This window comes from Cedecea davisae DSM 4568 (genome assembly GCF_000412335.2).
GTDB lineage: Bacteria > Pseudomonadota > Gammaproteobacteria > Enterobacterales > Enterobacteriaceae > Cedecea > Cedecea davisae.
Genome location: NZ_KE161030.1, coordinates 450,435 through 468,110, shown reverse-complemented (window position 1 = coordinate 468,110; position 17,676 = coordinate 450,435). Strand labels below are relative to the sequence as shown.

16 protein-coding genes are annotated in these 17,676 nt (G+C 54.9%); 3 read left to right on the top strand and 13 right to left on the bottom strand.

Going from position 1 to position 17,676, the window contains the following annotated elements; all coding sequences use genetic code 11:
- Positions 1-8: 8 nt before the first annotated feature.
- Entirely contained in the window at positions 9-638 is a 630-nt protein-coding gene (locus tag HMPREF0201_RS02290; RefSeq protein WP_016534834.1) for an alanyl-tRNA editing protein, read from the bottom strand.
- Positions 639-729: 91 nt separating this feature from the next.
- Here HMPREF0201_RS02290 and HMPREF0201_RS02285 point away from each other — a divergent pair, with 91 nt between their 5' ends.
- Complete coding sequence (locus HMPREF0201_RS02285) at positions 730-1,659, top strand: LysR family transcriptional regulator (RefSeq protein ID WP_039897889.1); 930 nt, start codon at positions 730-732, stop codon at positions 1,657-1,659.
- Between the two features lie 84 nt (positions 1,660-1,743).
- Here HMPREF0201_RS02285 and ispH read toward each other — a convergent pair whose 3' ends face one another.
- The 5 genes from ispH to ribF are packed head-to-tail and all read right to left on the bottom strand — an operon-like array spanning position 1,744 to position 7,433.
- Positions 1,744-2,694, bottom strand: a complete 951-nt coding sequence (gene ispH, locus HMPREF0201_RS02280) for a 4-hydroxy-3-methylbut-2-enyl diphosphate reductase (RefSeq protein WP_016534832.1) — start codon at positions 2,692-2,694, stop codon at positions 1,744-1,746.
- Positions 2,675-3,145 carry an FKBP-type peptidyl-prolyl cis-trans isomerase gene (fkpB, locus tag HMPREF0201_RS02275; protein WP_016534831.1) on the bottom strand — a complete coding sequence of 157 codons (471 nt, stop codon included), beginning with the start codon at positions 3,143-3,145 and terminating at the stop codon, positions 2,675-2,677. Before fkpB ends, ispH begins: the two co-directional genes overlap by 20 nt.
- A gap of 3 nt (positions 3,146-3,148) precedes the next feature.
- The gene (lspA, locus tag HMPREF0201_RS02270; protein WP_039897888.1) at positions 3,149-3,655 is read right to left on the bottom strand and encodes a signal peptidase II; all 507 of its coding nucleotides are present in this window, start codon (positions 3,653-3,655) and stop codon (positions 3,149-3,151) included.
- The gene (ileS, locus tag HMPREF0201_RS02265; protein ID WP_016534829.1) at positions 3,652-6,468 is read right to left on the bottom strand and encodes an isoleucine--tRNA ligase; all 2,817 of its coding nucleotides are present in this window, start codon (positions 6,466-6,468) and stop codon (positions 3,652-3,654) included. The genes lspA and ileS overlap by 4 nt, the downstream gene beginning before the upstream one ends.
- 32 nt (positions 6,469-6,500) lie before the next feature.
- Positions 6,501-7,433, bottom strand: coding sequence for a bifunctional riboflavin kinase/FAD synthetase (gene ribF, locus HMPREF0201_RS02260; RefSeq protein WP_016534828.1), 933 nt, complete (start codon positions 7,431-7,433; stop codon positions 6,501-6,503).
- A gap of 327 nt (positions 7,434-7,760) precedes the next feature.
- On the opposite strand from ribF, the gene rpsT reads away from it, so the two are divergent.
- A complete protein-coding gene (gene rpsT, locus HMPREF0201_RS02255; protein WP_039897887.1) occupies positions 7,761-8,024 on the top strand; it encodes a 30S ribosomal protein S20 in 264 nt (87 codons plus the stop codon).
- Positions 8,025-8,087: 63 nt separating this feature from the next.
- On the opposite strand, the gene nhaR is transcribed toward rpsT, so the two are convergent.
- The 4 genes from nhaR to dnaK all read right to left on the bottom strand — a co-directional run bounded on the left by nhaR (position 8,088) and on the right by dnaK (position 13,559).
- Entirely contained in the window at positions 8,088-8,981 is an 894-nt protein-coding gene (gene nhaR / locus HMPREF0201_RS02250; RefSeq protein WP_016534825.1) for a transcriptional activator NhaR, read from the bottom strand.
- Between the two features lie 68 nt (positions 8,982-9,049).
- The gene (nhaA, locus tag HMPREF0201_RS02245) at positions 9,050-10,222 is read right to left on the bottom strand and encodes a Na+/H+ antiporter NhaA (RefSeq protein WP_016534824.1); all 1,173 of its coding nucleotides are present in this window, start codon (positions 10,220-10,222) and stop codon (positions 9,050-9,052) included.
- A gap of 196 nt (positions 10,223-10,418) precedes the next feature.
- Positions 10,419-11,552: a molecular chaperone DnaJ gene (gene dnaJ, locus HMPREF0201_RS02240; protein WP_016534822.1), complete on the bottom strand. Its 1,134-nt coding sequence runs from the start codon at positions 11,550-11,552 to the stop codon at positions 10,419-10,421.
- Between the two features lie 84 nt (positions 11,553-11,636).
- Positions 11,637-13,559, bottom strand: coding sequence for a molecular chaperone DnaK (dnaK, locus tag HMPREF0201_RS02235; protein ID WP_016534821.1), 1,923 nt, complete (start codon positions 13,557-13,559; stop codon positions 11,637-11,639).
- Positions 13,560-13,855: 296 nt separating this feature from the next.
- Between dnaK and satP the strand changes: the two genes are divergently transcribed.
- On the top strand, positions 13,856-14,422 hold the full coding sequence (satP, locus tag HMPREF0201_RS02230) for an acetate uptake transporter (RefSeq protein WP_016534819.1): 567 nt from the start codon (positions 13,856-13,858) through the stop codon (positions 14,420-14,422).
- A gap of 51 nt (positions 14,423-14,473) precedes the next feature.
- On the opposite strand, the gene HMPREF0201_RS02225 is transcribed toward satP, so the two are convergent.
- The 3 genes from HMPREF0201_RS02225 to tal form a co-directional block, all read right to left on the bottom strand.
- Positions 14,474-15,784, bottom strand: coding sequence for an MFS transporter (locus HMPREF0201_RS02225; protein WP_016534818.1), 1,311 nt, complete (start codon positions 15,782-15,784; stop codon positions 14,474-14,476).
- A gap of 125 nt (positions 15,785-15,909) precedes the next feature.
- Complete coding sequence (gene mog / locus HMPREF0201_RS02220) at positions 15,910-16,497, bottom strand: molybdopterin adenylyltransferase (protein ID WP_016534817.1); 588 nt, start codon at positions 16,495-16,497, stop codon at positions 15,910-15,912.
- Positions 16,498-16,606: 109 nt separating this feature from the next.
- Entirely contained in the window at positions 16,607-17,560 is a 954-nt protein-coding gene (gene tal, locus HMPREF0201_RS02215; protein ID WP_016534815.1) for a transaldolase, read from the bottom strand.
- Positions 17,561-17,676: the final 116 nt, after the last annotated feature.

Genomic DNA, 17,676 nt, shown 5'->3' with positions numbered 1-17,676 from the left:
CATGGCGTTTATGCGAGCGTGTAATTCACGATAAGCTGCCCTTTTTTGATTTTGACAGCCGTAATAGCGAGGCCATTAATCTCGGCCAGCGTCTTAACGTGGGTTCCGCCGCAAAGGTAGGCAGGCAGGTCGCCAAACCACACTTTGCGCCGCCCTTCTTCAAATGCAACAAAGCGGCTTAACCCATCTTCCAGCCACGGCTGGATTATTTCGAGAAGCTCCGCGCCCGTGGGTTGGGAGACATTATCTTTAGCTGCAAAGGTAATGCGTCCCTCCCCTGGCCAGTGATGAGCTTTAACGGGCTGCCAGCCAGAGATTTCACCAGCATAGCCCACCAGATGCCCCGCGGAGTGCCAGCGCGAATGCTGCTGCCGAATTGCCGCATCAACGCGGACTTCTACCTCGCCGGGTTCCAGCGGCTGGGAAAGGATATGCGCCACATTGTCGCCGCGCTGCACCACCTCCTCAACCGGGATGTCAGCGATCCAGCCTTTGTCCGCAGGCTGCCCGCCGCCCTGCGGATGGAACAGCGTTTTATCCAGTTCAACAACATAACGCCCGTCGGCATCAGCCGTGCAGCTAACAACCCTTGCGCGCCCCTCGGTTACATCACTCGTATAATAAAGTCGTTCAGTCATCGTGTTCTCCTCATTGTCAGAAGAGTATATTGCGTTTATCAATGCGGATAATCTTCTCGCAGAACAATGCACCTTTGCCTGGTATGCACAAATGAATTTAACTTTACTTCCCGATCTGGCGACTTTCGTTGTTATTGTTGAGCAGGGCAGCTTTTCCGCCGCCGCAAGAGTAACGGGGGCAACCCCCTCCGCCATCAGCCGCAGCGTCTCACGCCTTGAACGCGAAATGGGCTGTAAATTGCTGCACCGCACAACGCGCAAGCTGGCGCTGAGCGATACGGGAAAAACGGTGCATCAGCATGCCCTGGAGATGCTGGATGCGGCCCGGCAGGCTATGGATAAAGGGCGCAGCTTACAAACGGTAGTCCAGGGCAGGCTGACCCTTAGCGTGCCGAAGGCCGTTGGCCACTTTGTTATTCATCCTTTGATCCCCGAATTTCTCGCCCGCTACCCGCAGGTGGATGTCAGCCTGCGCCTGGAAGACCGCTACATGGATCTCATTGATGACGGAGTCGATCTCGCACTGCGTATTACCGGCACGCCCTCTCCGGGACTTTACGGCAAACCGCTGATGCCCATCGCACACATCATTTGTGCAACCCCGGAATACCTGCGTCTGCACGGCACGCCTGAAACCCCCGCGGAGCTTCGCCAGCATAGCTGTATCAGCCTTGGAGAGACTCCGGCAGATTCACGCTGGAAGTTTCACCGCCCCGGCAAGACGGAGACGGTTCAAACCCACGGGCGCTATGCGGCAAACCATACGGGAGTGAGGCTGGATGCTGTTAAACGTAATCTGGGGATCGGCAGCCTGCCGCTGTTTACCGCACGCGACGCGCTGGCGCATGGCGAAATAGTGCAAGTGCTGCCGGAATGGGAGTTTATCAGCGCCTATACTGGCGAACTGTGGCTATTGTGGACTCGCAATCAGCATATGCCAGGCCCGATGCGGGCGATGATTGACTATTTAAGCGAGGAGCTTGCCGCTCGTGCTGCCGATACGGCGGTAAATCTTGTTTGAACCACATCATGACCTAGATATGCAAAAAAAATACCAGCGGGTTTACACCGGCTGGCATTTTCAGGCTGGCAAAAATCGACGACGTTACTCTACTTCACGCACGTCAACCCGCAGCTCTCGCGGCACTTCAAAGACAATATTCTCTTCGCGGCCGGTGAGTTCGCGGGCTTCGCTACCGCCCATTTCACGCAGGCGTGAAATGACGTTTTGAACCAGCACATCCGGCGCAGAAGCCCCGGCCGTTACGCCCACGCAGTTTGCCTCTTTTACCCACGCTTCCTGGATATCGGCTGCGTCATCGATAAGATAAGCGGCTTTTCCCATACGCTGAGCCAGTTCGGCAAGACGGTTGGAGTTGGAGGAGTTTTTTGACCCCACAACCAGCACCACATCCGCTTCATTAGCCAGCGCACGCACCGCTTCCTGGCGGTTAGTGGTGGCATAGCAGATATCGTCTTTACGCGGGCCGATGATTTTCGGGAAGCGTTTACGCAGCGCGTCGATAACCTCAGAAGTGTCGTCCACCGAGAGCGTAGTCTGGGTCATAAACGACAAATTGCTTTCGTCTTTAACTTCAAGCGTCAGCACATCGTCCGGCGACTCAACCAGGTACATCCCGCCCTTCGGATTGCTGTACTGGCCCATGGTGCCTTCCACTTCCGGGTGGCCTGCGTGGCCGATTAAAATCGACTCTTCGCCACGGCGGCTGGCTCGGGCAACTTCCATATGCACTTTGGTGACCAACGGGCAGGTCGCATCGAACACCGTCAGCTCGCGGCATTTGGCTTCGTTACGCACCGCCTGAGAAACGCCGTGCGCCGAGAAAATCAGGATCGCACCGTCCGGCACTTCGCTGATTTGCTCGATGAAAATAGCGCCGCGCTCGCGCAGGCTGTCCACCACGTAGCGGTTGTGCACTACTTCGTGACGAACATAGATTGGCGCGCCGTAAATTTGCAGCGCGTTTTCGACAATGCTGATAGCGCGGTCGACCCCAGCACAAAAGCCTCTGGGATTAGCCAACAGGATCTGCATTCAACGCCTCCAGCACCGGATCGACTTCCAGCACTTCAATATCAAAATGAACGGTTCGCCCGGCCAGCGGATGGTTGAAGTCGACGGTAATCGAGTCACCGTTAACTTCGCGCACGACGCCAGGCATTTCGCTGCCATCCATTGCGGTAAACAACATTATAGCGCCCGGCTCCGGCTCGCCCGCGTCAACGAATTCACGACGCGAGAAATACTGGATCATATCCGGGCTTGGAATGCCAAACGCCGCTTCCGGGGCCAGAGAGAATGCTTTTTTCTCTCCGGCTTTCAGGCCAATCAGCTCGCTTTCGAGGCCCGGAGACAGCGTTTCATCCCCAAGGCGAAACAGCGCAGGCTTACCGTTAGCGCGGGTGGACTCCGCGGTGGAGCCATCTTCAAGCTTCAGCGTGAAATGCACCAGCACCGCGCTGTTGCTCTGTACAGACTCAGCCATGGGTTACCCTTTTTGCTTCGCGGGCTTGTCGGAGGAGACAAAGAAGCCCTCCAGCACAATCAGCGCCGCGCCGATACAGATTGCCGTATCGGCCAGATTGAAGGTGGCAAAGTGCCAGTCGCCAACGTAGAAATCGATCATGTCGACCACAAAGCCGTGCCATAAGCGGTCAAACAGGTTGCCGAGCGCACCGCCGATAATCAGAGCATAGGCGATGTTATTCAGCTTTTGGCTCGCTTTAGCGCGGTACATCATCCACACCAGCGCTACGCAGATACCGATTGCGATACCGGCGAAGAACCAGCGCTGCCAGCCGCCTTTATCCGCGAGGAAGCTGAACGCCGCCCCGTAGTTACGAGCGTAGTGCAGATTCAGGGACGGGAACAGAGACACCGTGTCCCCCAGCATAAAATGCTGGAGGATCAGGTATTTACTGCCCAGATCCACAATCAGTACCACGACCACCAGCCAAAGCCAGCGCAACCCGGTAGAGAGTAATGGTTTCATCAGGCAAACTTACGTTGTTCGCCGTCACCGGCTACGTTGGTAACACAGCGGCCGCAAATTTCTGCGTGTTCCGCAACCTGACCGATGTCGGTGGTGTAATGCCAGCAGCGCGGGCACTTCTCACCATCGGCTTTACGCAGGGCAACTTTCAGCCCTTTGAGGATTTCGCTCTGCTGAGCGTCTTCACCCGCCTGTGCATAATCGGCAACCGCAGCCCCGGAGGTCAACAGGACAAATCGCAATTCATCACTCAGGCTATTTAGCTTCGCCGCCAGCTCGCTGTCGGCAAACAGAGTGACTGCCGCTTCCAGAGAACCGCCGATGCGTTTATCGGCACGCGCCTGCTCGATAACCTTGTTAACTTCACCGCGCACGGTCAGCAGCGTATCCCAGAACTCACCGTTCATCGCTTCGCTTTCCGCCAGGCCGAACAGACCTTCGTACCACTCGCCGGTAAACACGTACTTCTCGCGAGAACCCGGCAGGTAGCCCCAGATTTCATCCGCGGTGAAGGACATGATAGGTGCCATCCAGCGCACCAGCGCTTCACAGATGTGGTACAGCGCGGTCTGGCAGCTGCGGCGAGCCACGCTGTCGGACTTCGCGGTGTACTGGCGGTCTTTAATGATGTCGAGGTAGAACGAGCCCATCTCAACGGAGCAGAAGCGCATCAGGCGCTGAACCACTTCGTGGAAATCGTAGTTTTCGTAGGAAGCCAGAATATCAGCCTGGGCTTCCTGGGCGCAGCCTACTGCCCAGCGATCCAGCACCACCATATCTTCCGGTTTCACCATGTCGGTTTCCGGATTAAAGCCGTTCAGGTTAGCCAGCAGGAAACGTGCGGTGTTACGGATACGACGATAAGCGTCGGCGGAGCGTTTCAGAATTTCATCAGAAACCGCCATTTCGCCGGTGTAGTCGGTAGACGCCACCCACAGGCGCAGGATATCCGCGCCGAGTTTGTTCATTACGTCCTGCGGGCTAACGGTGTTGCCGATGGACTTGGACATTTTGCGGCCCTGACCATCAACGGTGAAACCGTGGGTCAGCACCTGGCGGTAAGGCGCTTTGCCTTTCATCGCCGTGGAGATCATCAGAGAGGACATGAACCAGCCGCGATGCTGATCCGAACCTTCCAGATAGATATCCGCAGAATGGCCGTTAAATTCAGGGCGAACATCCACAACGGAGGAGTTGGTTGACCCGGAGTCGAACCAAACGTCCAGCGTATCCGGCACTTTGACGTAGTTATCGGCGTCATCGCCCATGATGTCGCGCGGGTCGAGATCCCACCACGCCTGAATGCCGTCCTGCTCTACGCGCTTAGCAACTTCTTCCATCAGCTCCAGAGAGCGCGGGTGCAGCTCTTCGGTCTCTTTATGCACAAACAGGGACATCGGCACGCCCCAGGTACGCTGACGCGAAATACACCAGTCAGGGCGGTTTGCCACCATGGACTCGATACGCGCCTGGCCCCAGTCCGGGATCCACTGCACGCCTTTGATCTCTTTCAGAGACTGAGCGCGCAGACCTTTCTGATCCATGCTGATGAACCACTGCGGGGTCGCACGGAAGATGATTGGCGTTTTATGGCGCCAGCAGTGCGGGTAGCTGTGCAGCAGTTTTTCAATGTGCAGCAGAGCGCCTTTATCACGCAGGATGTTAACCACCAGATCGTTGGCTTTAAACACCTGAACGCCGTCGAGGCCTTCATAAGTGCCCGGCAGATAGCTGCCGTCCGGGCCAACCGGGTTAGCAACTTCCAGACCGTATTTCTGGCCGATAACGTAGTCGTCCGGGCCGTGGCCTGGCGCCGTATGTACAGCACCGGTACCCGCGTCCAGCGTAACGTGATCGCCGAGGATTGCAGGCACGTCGAAGCCCATAAACGGATGCCTGAAGCGCAGCAGTTCCAGCTCGGAACCTTTGACTGTGCCGAGGATTTGATAATCAGTGATGCCAGCGCGTTTCAGCACGCTTTCCAGCAGGTCTTTTGCGAGGATCAGCGCCTGGCCTTCAACCTGTACCAGCACATATTCGAACTCGGCGCCCAGAGAAATAGCGCGGTTAGCCGGCAGGGTCCACGGCGTGGTGGTCCAGATAAGCAGAGAGATTGGGCCTTTAACTTCAGCCGCGCCAAACTTCGCTTTCACCGCATCGCTATCGACGGCGTTAAACGTCACGTCGATAGATGGCGAGGTTTTGTCGTAATACTCAACTTCCGCTTCCGCCAGTGCGGAACGGCAATCAACGCACCAATGCACCGGCTTGGCGCCTTTATGCAGATGGCCGTTGCCGATGATTTTGCCCAGCGCACGAATGATGTTAGCTTCGGTGTTGAAGTCCATAGTCAGGTACGGGCGAGACCAGTCGCCCAGCACGCCAAGACGGATAAAGTCAGCGCGCTGGCCATCAACCTGCTCTGCGGCATATTTACGGCATGCTGCACGGAACTCAGCGGCAGAGACCTTCTCACCCGGCTTACCGATCAGCTGTTCTACTTTCAGTTCAATCGGCAGACCGTGGCAGTCCCAGCCCGGCACGTACGGCGAGTCGAAGCCGGACAGCCCTTTGGACTTGATAATAATATCTTTCAGAATCTTGTTAACTGAGTGACCAATGTGAATGCTACCGTTCGCATAAGGAGGGCCATCATGCAAAATGAAGGTTTTTTTGCCCTTTTTCGCATTACGAATGATGCCGTACAGGTCATCATCGTTCCAACGCGCCAGCATGCCCGGTTCGCGCTTGGCTAAGTCGCCGCGCATCGGGAACCCTGTTTCAGGCAAATTTAGGGTAGATTTAAAGTCACTCATTAGATTCTCGGTTCCGTATTTCGGTTAGCCTTTCAGGCATTTGACTCAAAAAATTCGCGGGCTGATACCACATCTCTGGCGATTTGCGCTTTCAGCTCATCGAGTGAAGCAAACCGCTGCTCATTACGTATCTTTTTACGCAGCACTACTTCTATATGGCGACCATAAAGGTCCATTACAACGTCCAATAAGTGGACTTCAAGCTGCTGGCGGACACCCGCCACCGTAGGGCGAGTGCCAATATTAGCCACGCCAGCTATCGGCTTATCACCGAGGCCTGAGACTTCAACCGCATACACCCCTTTTACCGGGGAAACCTGACGACGCAGCGGTAAATTCGCCGTAGGGAAACCAATAGTGCGACCCAGCTCATCGCCGTGTACCACACGCCCGGAGATCATAAACGGATGCCCCAGCAGGCTTTCAGCCTGTTGCAAATCGTCATCCGCCAGCGCCTGACGCACGGCGGTACTGCTAATACGCACCCCGTCTTCGCAAAATGTTTGAGTACTTGCGATGTCGAAGCCGTATTCCTGACCAGCCTTCTGTAATAACAAGAAATCCCCCTGACGACCAGCGCCAAAGCGGAAATCATCGCCTACCGCGAGGAATTTAACCCCCAGACGGTCCACCAGCAGATTGCTGACGAAGTTCTGCGCGCTCAAGGCGGCAAAACGGCGATCGAAGCGCACGCACAGCACGTAGTCCACGCCGCACCCAGCGAGATAGCGCAGTTTTTCACGCAGGCGAGTCAGGCGGGCTGGGGCCTTTTCCGGGGCGAACAGTTCAAGCGGTTGAGGCTCAAAAATCATCACCATGACCGGGAGGTTGCGCGCACGCCCCTCTTCACACAGGCCCTTTAACAGCGCCTGATGGCCACGATGTACGCCGTCGAAATTACCAATGGTGAGGACACACCCGTGGTGGTTCTGGCGCAGGTTATGTATACCGCGTATCAGCTTCATGGCTGGCTCAAAACAGTGGAAATTGGCGGATTATATCAAGGACAGCGATTAAGGTTAACCGGCGATTGCCGCCTTTGGCATAAAGCTTTAATGAATTCATTACGCTGAGCCGCTCTTTGAGCAGGCTTAGGCTTTGTCTCGACGATTTTTGATGCGAAAGACTGTATTCCCGGCCCTGATGCTGGTAGAATCCGCGCCATCACAACGTAAGAGGTGCCGAAAATTTAACGGCGCTTATTTGCACAAATCCATTGACAAAAGAAGGCTAGCGGGGCATATTCCTCGGCCTTTGAATTGTCCACATAGATCATATTTGGGAGTTGGACCTTGGCTAATATCAAATCAGCTAAGAAACGTGCTGTACAGTCTGAAAAGGCTCGTAAGCACAACGCAAGCCGTCGCTCTATGATGCGTACTTTCATCAAGAAAGTATACGCAGCGATTGAAACTGGCGACAAAGCTGCTGCACAGAAAGCATTTAACGAAATGCAACCAATCGTGGATCGTCAGGCTAGCAAAGGTCTGATCCACAAAAACAAAGCTGCGCGTCATAAAGCAAATCTGACTGCGCAAATCAACAAACTGGCTTAATCGCTCGTTTGCTGTCGCTTTGATAAAAAAACCGGCTAACGCCGGTTTTTTTATATCCGCAAATCACTCCACCTTAAACAACGCCGAGTAATCCTTGCTGCAAATTCGCTGCACCGCAGGATGCTGAATCATTCGTTCGGCAAAAATCGCGTGATACTCCTCCAGCACATTATCAATCCGCCCAACCTCGATGATATCGTCGTCGCTATAGATGTCCTGCGCGTAGAGCGTTGGCGCAACAAAAATAGCGTTATGGGTCGCCCCAAATGCCTTCATCAGCGCGGCATCGTCAAATTCGCCGAGGATCTCAATCTTCAGGCCCTGGATGTTAATCCAGTTCAGCAGCTTACGTCCCAGCATCGAGCGACGCCCCGGAATAAGCAGGCGCCGGGTTTCAAGGCAGGCCGGGAAAGGCAGTTCAGGAGCAGGCCCCTTGCACCAGAAGCTAATCCCGCATTCGCCAAGTCTGACGGAAAACAGCCCTTCCTGCTGGGTCGAGTCTATCGGGCAGTCTGAAATAATCATGTCCAGCTTATGCTGGCTCAGCTGTTCCAGCAGCATTTCGTGAGTCGACTCGAAGCAGCGCAGGTGGATTTGCTCATCATCAACCACCGCAGCGTCCAGCACCCCGCTGACCAGCCGCTTGGAAAGCGCATCCGCTACGCCAACGTCGAAAAGAATATTGGCCTCTTTGCGATAGTTAACGATATCCAGCATTTCCTGGCTCAGGGTGAACATGCGGTCGGCATAGCGAAACACCAGCTGGCCCAGCTCCGAAGGCACCAGCCCCCTGCCCTGACGGCGAAACAATTTTCCCTGCAGCCGCTCTTCGAGCGCTTTAATTTGCCCGGTGATGGTCTGCGGCGTCAGAAACAACGCTTCGGCAGCGCCGACCACCGAACCTTCTTTGCAGACGTGCCAGAAGTAATAAAGATGGTTGTAATTAATATGGGACATCGCCCTTCACTCCCTGAAAGTTATTCCGTTATCGGGCCATCCTGCCGATGGCCCGGTTAACACAAGTATCATGCTTTGGCCTCAGAAAGGCGCGCTCTCAGCATGCTAAAGCCCACCACGGCTGAAAGCAGCGACCCAAGAAGAATGCCGAGTTTCGCCCAGGTAATCAGCTCCGCATCCACGTCGCCGAAGGCCAACGAAGCGATGAAAATCGACATAGTAAAGCCGATGCCGCACAGCACGCCTACCGCCATGATGTCGCTGAACCGCGTCCCCTTTGGCAGCGTGGCGAGCTTAAGCTTAAGCGCCAGCCAGCAGAACAGGCTTATCCCCAGCGGCTTGCCGATAAACAAACCGGCAATGATGCCGAGCGGCAGCAGCGAGGTCAGGCCTTCCATGGTCACGCCAGAGAGCGACACGCCAGCATTGGCAAAAGCGAACAGCGGCAGGATCAGGAACGCCACCCACGGATGCAGCACATGCTCAAGCTCCTGAGCAGGCGAACGCCCGTTCTGCTCTTTTAGCGGAATAAAGAAGCCGATGATGACCCCCGCTAGCGTCGCATGAACCCCGGATTTTAAAACAGCAGTCCACAGAATCACGCCCACCAGGATGTAAACGCCCGTGCGGCGCACGTTGAACAGGTTCAGCAGCGCCAGCGCAACGATAGCCGCAGCCGCAATCCCCAACGACATCATGGATAAGTCATGAGTATAGAACAGCGCGATAATGATGATGGCGCCCAGGTCATCGATGATTGCCAGCGCCATCAGGAAAACCTTCAGCGCCAGCGGCACCCGGTTGCCCAGCAGCGCCAGAATTCCCAAAGCAAAGGCGATATCGGTCGCCGCCGGGATAGCCCAGCCTTCGCGGGTTACCGGGTCAGAATAGTTAAAGGCCAGATAGAGCAGCGCCGGAACAACCATCCCGCCGAGCGCGGCAATCACCGGAAACGCCGCCTGACGGCGATCGGCAAGCGAGCCGAGCACCATTTCCCGCTTCACTTCCAGGCCAATCATCAGGAAGAAGATAGCCATCAACGCGTCGTTGACCCACAGCAGCAGGTTTTTGCTGATATCCAGCGGCCCAATGCGTACCTCAACCGGCGTGGCAAGAAATGCCTCGTAGCCCGCGCTGGTTGCACTCAGGTTTGCCAGCAGCATCGCCAGAGCGGCGGCAACTATCAAAAAAATACCGCCCGCGGCGTCATTTTGAAAAAAGCGTTGCAGATTTTTAGTCATTATTTCACCCAGTTATCCAAACAGCGTGTTCATCCCAAACACTATTATGGTAGTCAGCATAGCGACAATGACACATCGATAAAATCAGCTTATATGGCAAATATAGATCGCAAAAACCGAACTGTTTTCTGAGACATAAAAAAACCTGAACCGAATGAAGCAGTTCAGGTTTTTGCGTGGCTAAAGCCGGAAGAAATTAGCGGGTCAAATCGTCAAAGAATTTCTTCACGCCGTCGAAGAAGCTCTTCGAACGCGGGCTGTTTTGCTCACCCGCTGGCCCACCAAAGCTCTCTTCTAAATCACGAAGCAGCTTTTTCTGTTTTTCGTTCAGGCTGACAGGCGTTTCGACAACCACGCGGCACAGCAGGTCACCCTGAGCACCACCGCGTACGGACTTAACGCCTTTACCGCGCATTCTGAACAGCTTGCCGGTCTGCGTTTCGCTCGGCACCTTCAGTTTTACGCGACCGTCGAGGGTTGGGACTTCAATTTCCCCGCCCAGAGCGGCCATAGCGAAGTTGATAGGCACTTCGCAGTACAGGTTGTTACCTTCGCGCTCAAAGATTGGGTGCTGTTTCACCTGAACCTGAACATACAGGTCGCCGGACGGCGCACCATGCTCACCGGCTTCACCTTCGCCGGACAGGCGAATACGATCTCCGGTATCAACACCCGCAGGAATTTTCACCGACAGGGTTTTGGTTTTCTCTACCCGGCCATGGCCGTGGCAGCTGTTGCACGGATCTTTAATGATGGTGCCGCGGCCCTGGCAATGAGGGCAGCTCTGCTGCACGGTAAAGAAGCCCTGACGCATCTGCACCTGGCCCTGCCCGTGACAGGTTGGACAGGTTTGCGGAGATGAGCCTTTTTTCGCACCGCTGCCGTGGCAAACGTCACACTCTTCCAGCGTCGGGATACGGATCTCTTTGGTAACGCCACGAACCGCTTCTTCAAGCGTTAAGTCCATGTTGTAGCGCAGGTCCGCGCCACGAGACGCACGTTGACGGCGTCCGCCGCCAAAGATATCGCCAAACACGTCGCCAAAGATATCGTTGAAGTCCGCACCGCCGCCGCCAAAGCCGCCACCGCCGCCCATACCGCCCTGCTCAAACGCAGCATGACCATATTGATCGTAGGCCGCACGTTTCTGAGAATCGGTAAGGATCTCGTAGGCTTCTTTGATCTCTTTGAACTTACCCTCGGCCTCTTTATCGCCCTGGTTACGGTCCGGATGGAACTTCATCGCCAGGCGCTTATAGGATTTTTTGATTTCACGCTCTTCCGCTGATTTCGGAACGCCTAAAACCTCGTAATAGTCTCTCTTCGCCATCTCTTTTTTCTGCCCTTAACATACGAGCACGGGCGTGGAGTAAACTCCGCGCCCGTGCCGGTTAATTACCCTGCATCAGGGCGATTATTTTTTATCTTTCACTTCTTCGAACTCAGCATCAACAACATCGTCGTCTTTGCCTGCGTTAGCGTTGCCAGCATCGGCGGCATTACCTGCCTGCTGCTCGGCGTGCTGCTGCTGAGCCAGCTCCATCAGTTTCTGGGAAACCTGAGCCAGAGCCTGCATTTTCGCTTCGATGTCAGCTTTGTCTTCGCCTTTCAGAGAACCTTCCAGCGCACTCAGAGCGGACTCGATAGCCGTTTTGTCGTCAGCCGGCAGCTTGTCGCCTGCTTCTTCAACCTGCTTACGGGTGCTGTGCAGCAGGTGATCGCCCTGGTTACGGGTCTGAACCAGCTCTTCGAACTTACGGTCAGACTCGGCGTTAGCTTCGGCTTCGCGCACCATTTTCTGGATCTCTTCTTCGTTCAGGCCGGAAGAAGCTTTAATGGTGATCTTCTGCTCTTTACCGCTGTTTTTGTCTTTAGCGGAAACGTGCAGAATACCGTCAGCATCGATATCGAAGGTGACTTCGATCTGCGGCATGCCGCGCGGTGCCGGGCTGATCCCATCCAGGTTGAACTGACCCAGTGATTTGTTATCGGATGCGCGTTTACGCTCACCCTGAATCACGTGGATGGTTACCGCAGACTGGTTGTCTTCAGCGGTAGAGAACACCTGGCTGTGCTTGGTTGGGATAGTGGTGTTTTTCGCGATAAGCGCGGTCATCACGCCACCCATGGTTTCGATACCCAGAGACAGCGGGGTAACGTCCAGCAGCAGTACGTCTTTCACTTCGCCGGTCAGAACACCACCCTGAACCGCTGCACCGATGGCAACAGCTTCGTCCGGGTTAACGTCTTTACGCGGCTCTTTACCGAAGAACTCAGCAACTTTTTTCTGCACCATTGGCATACGAGTCTGACCGCCGACCAGAATAACGTCCTGGATATCGGAAACGGACAGGCCAGCATCCTGCAGCGCAACTTTCAGCGGATCGATTGAACGGTTTACCAGGTCTTCGACCAGGGATTCCAGTTTCGCACGAGTCACTTTGATGTTCATGTGTTTCGGACCGGTCGCGTCTGCGGTGATGTACGGCAGGTTCACGTCGGTCTGCTGTGCAGAAGAAAGTTCGATTTTCGCTTTCTCTGCCGCTTCTTTCAGGCGCTGCATGGCCAGCGGATCGTTACGCAGGTCAATGCCCTGATCTTTCTTAAACTCGTCAACGAGGTAGTTGATCATACGGCTGTCGAAGTCTTCACCACCGAGGTGGGTATCACCGTTGGTCGCCAGAACTTCGAAGGTTTTTTCGCCGTCAACTTCGTCGATTTCGATAATAGAGATATCGAAAGTACCACCACCCAGGTCGTAAACCGCGATAGTACGGTTGCCAACTTCTTTGTCCAGACCGTAGGCCAGAGCCGCTGCGGTTGGTTCGTTGATGATACGCTTAACTTCCAGACCCGCGATACGGCCGGCGTCTTTCGTTGCCTGACGCTGAGCATCGTTGAAGTATGCAGGTACGGTGATAACAGCTTCAGTTACCGGCTCACCCAGGTAATCTTCAGCGGTTTTCTTCATTTTTTTCAGCACTTCAGCAGAGATCTGCGGCGGTGCCATTTTCTGACCTTTTACATCAATCCATGCGTCGCCGTTGTCGGCGCCGATGATTTTGTAAGGCATGATGGCTTCATCACGCTGCACTTCTTCGTCCTGGAAGCGACGGCCAATCAGGCGTTTGATCGCAAACAGAGTGTTTTGCGGGTTAGTCACTGCCTGACGTTTAGCCGGCTGACCTACCAGGATTTCGCCGTCCTGAGTGTAAGCAATGATAGAAGGCGTGGTGCGGTCGCCCTCGGCGTTCTCCAGCACACGAGCAGTAGTACCATCCATAATCGCGACACAAGAGTTGGTTGTCCCCAGGTCGATACCAATAATTTTACCCATCTAAACGTCTCCACTAAAAATTCGTCATCATGTGGTTGTGAACCTGTTATATGGGCAAAGGCGTCTGTTTCAATTGCCCGTCGCGTTTTTTTCAGGTCCGCCAACTGCGGTTGCATACAAGATGGGGTCGCAACACCCGCCATCAAGGGGCAGATGAAAAAAAATTTTCTGCTTTCCACCCGCTCAGATCATAGACGGCGGCCTGCCGCCTGATTATTATGCCGCGCCCGCTGCCGGAGTCCCGGCGGTGTGGGCTTACTTGATACTTTTTTTCAGATGAATTTTTCAGAGGAACTATGGGCAACACTAAGTTGGCTAATCCAGCTCCCCTGGGCTTAATGGGCTTCGGCATGACCACCATTTTGCTCAATCTGCACAACGCAGGCATTTTTGGTTTTGACGTTATTATCCTCGCTATGGGGATTTTCTACGGCGGTATCGCGCAAATCTTCGCGGGCCTGCTGGAGTTTAAAAAAGGGAACACTTTCGGTTTAACCGCCTTCACTTCTTACGGCTCGTTCTGGCTGACGCTGGTCGCTATCCTGCTGCTGCCTAAGATGGGTCTTGGCGATGCAACCAACGGGCACTTCCTCGGCGCGTACCTGGGCCTGTGGGGCGTGTTCACGCTGTTCATGTTCTTCGGCACCCTGAAAGCGCCGCGCATGCTGCAATTCGTGTTTGCCAGCCTGACCGTGCTGTTTGCCCTGCTGGCCGTTGGCCATCTGACCGATAACGAAGGCATCGTTAAAGTTGCCGGCTGGATTGGCCTGGTGTGTGGCGCGAGCGCTATCTACCTGGCAATGGGTGAAGTGCTGAACGAACAGTTTGGCCGCACCGTACTGCCGATTGGCGAAAAGCACTAATTTCTTTCGCTTAGCAATAAAAAACGCGGAGCCCGGCTCCGCGTTTTTTATTTATGACTGCACCAACGTCCTTTCCTTTGCTTCATCCTCATGGTGGATGTCGCGCCTGAGCCAGAGTCCCAATCCCAGCCCAACTAGCGCCAGCGCCAGCACGTACCACGCCGGAGCCATAGGCGAAACGCCCATCAGCATCGTGACGGCCACCGGCGTCAGTCCGCCGAAAATCGCATAAGAAAGGTTATAAGAGAAAGAGATACCGGTGAAGCGCACTTCCGCCGGGAACGCCCGTACCATCACAAACGGCACCGCGCCAACAACGCCAACGCTTAGCCCCACAAGGCCATATAGCAGGAACAGCTGCTCGGGATGAGTGGCCGTCAGGTGGTAAAACATCCAGCTGCAAATCGCCAGCAGAATACTGCCTACGGTAAAGGTTTTACCTGCCCCGAACCGGTCCGCCGCCAGCCCGGCCAGCAGGCAGCCAATACACAGCATGATGGTTGCGATGCTGTTGGCCTTCAACGTCAAAGCCGGTGCCATGCCGTACTGCTTTTGCAGCCAAATCGGCGACATCAGAATGACCACGACGATACAGGCCGAAAGCAGCCAGGTCAGCAGCATGGAAATCACCACCGCTTTCTTATGCTTAGCCACAACGGCTTTTAGCGGCAGCTCTGCGGCCAGCGCTTTACGTTGCTGCATCTCAAGGAATATCGGCGTCTCACGCAGCCAGCGGCGTAAATACATCGCCACCAGGCCGAAAATGCCGCCGAGTAAGAAAGGAATACGCCAGCCGCCGTCGTGAATAGTCTGCTGGGTCAGCGAAGTATTAATGATGGTCGCAACAACCGAGCCAAGAAGAATACCGACGGTCAGCCCCATCGTCAGGGTTCCGCAGGCGATACCGATGCGCCTGGCCGGAACGTGCTCGGCAACAAAGACCCACGCGCCCGGCACTTCACCGCCTATCGCTGCGCCCTGCAAGATACGCATCAGCAGTAACAACAGCGGAGCCGCAATGCCCAACGTGGCATAAGTAGGCAGCAGACCAATAGCCAGAGTCGGCAGCGCCATCAGCAAAATGCTGAGGGTAAACATTTTTTTGCGGCCAACCAGGTCGCCAAAGTGCGCCATCACGATGCCGCCAAGCGGGCGTGCAAGATAGCCAGCGGCAAATATCCCGAAAGTCTGAACCTGACGGAGCCACTCGGGAATATCGGCCGGGAAGAACAACTCCCCCACTACCGCGGCGAAAAATACGAAGATAATGAAGTCGTAAAATTCGAGAGCGCCGCCGAGGGCGGCAAGTGTCAGGGTTTTATAGTCCTGACCATTCAGAGGTCTGACGCGCTGTATTGACATAGGAAACCGCTTGTAAAGAGGAGTGTTAATTATTATTTCCGTTTAGCTGTAAAGCCAGGATTACTATAACGGTTAAAAACCAACACTCCACATCAACTCGATCTTATGTCAAGAAAGGCATTTATTTAGGATTTTGTTTCGCGTCGCGCGCTCTTAGGGCGAAATGCTGCTACCACATCGTCATTAGTTTCAACATAAGGGCCGTCGAGGAGCTGTACACAATACGGTACGCTTGCGAAGATCCCGGGCACCACCACCTTGCCGCTCTCGTTTTTCACGCCTTCGAGCGTTTCCTGAATAGACTTCGGCTGGCCCGGCAGGTTAAGGATCAGCGCCTGCTTGCGAATAACGCCGACCTGGCGCGAGAGAATGGCCGTCGGCACAAAATGCAGGCTGATCTGGCGCATCTGTTCGCCAAAGCCCGGCATCACGCGGTCGGCAATCGCCAGCGTAGCATCCGGGGTCACGTCGCGCCGCGCCGGGCCGGTACCGCCGGTCGTCAGCACCAGGTGGCAACCCATCTCATCCACCAGCTCGCAAAGCGTTTGCTCAATGATCGGCTGTTCATCGGGGATCAGGCGGGTTTCGACTTCAAAAGGTGTTGTCAGGGTTTGCTCCAGCCACGCCTGTAGCGCAGGGATGCCTTTGTCCTGATAGATGCCGCTGGAGGCGCGGTCTGAAATGGAAACTAATCCAATGCGAAAGGTATTCATATCATTCCCGGAAATGAGCAAGTCTGGGCGAAATGATACACGGCGAAAGGCGTTGCAGACAGGGGAAGACGCTAAAAGCGTGGCCGACGAGCGCCGGCCACGATAATGATTACAGCAGGTCGCCGATCATTTTTTCCAGTTTTTCCTGGTCGATAGCAAACTTACGGATACCGTCCGCCAGTTTATCTACCGCCATTGGATCCTGGTTGTGCTGCCACAGGAACTGGGATTCAGTGATGCGCTCTGGACGCGCTTTCACTTCACCGGTGTAGCTCAGCTTACGCTCGAGCGCCCCTTCGCTTTCCGCCAGCTCTTTGAGCAGAGCAGGTGCGATGGTCAGGCGGTCACAGCCAGCCAGCTCGATGATTTCACCGACGTTACGGAAGCTTGCGCCCATCACTACGGTTTCATAGCCGTGCTGTTTGTAATACTGGTAGATTTCAGTAACGGAAACCACGCCAGGATCTTCCTGCGGCGCGTATTCTTTCTTGTCGGTGTTAGCTTTGTACCAGTCGAGGATACGGCCAACAAACGGAGAAATCAGGAACACGCCAGCTTCCGCACAGGCGCGTGCCTGAGCGAAGGAGAACAGCAGGGTCAGGTTACAGTTGATGCCTTCTTTTTCCAGCTGCTCGGCAGCGCGGATGCCCTGCCAGGTAGAAGCCAGTTTAATCAGAATGCGATCGTTGCTGATGCCCGCATCGTTATAGAGTTTAATCAGGTGCTTCGCTTTGGCGATGCTGGCTTCGGTGTCATAAGACAGGCGAGCATCAACCTCGGTAGAGATACGACCCGGGATCAGTTTCAGAATTTCCAGGCCGATGTTCACAGCCAGCTTGTCGGTAGCGTCAACAACCTGCTGAGCGCGGTCGTTGCTCTGGCCGCGAGCCCAGGTAATCGCTTCATCAATCAGTTTGCGATACTCAGGGATCTGCGCTGCGTTAAGGATCAGAGAAGGGTTAGTAGTAGCATCCTGCGGCTGATACAGCTTCATCGCCGCGATATCTCCGGTGTCAGCAACCACGGTGGTCAGTTGACGCAAAGAAGTCAATTTATCCGTCATAATGAGTGTTTCTCTTCAGGTGTAGCTTGTTAGGGAGATGTAACCGGTCTGGCTTGATGATATCACGCCGCCCATCAGGTGCAACCGCGACAAGTGCTGTCCGTCCAGTGGCTGAG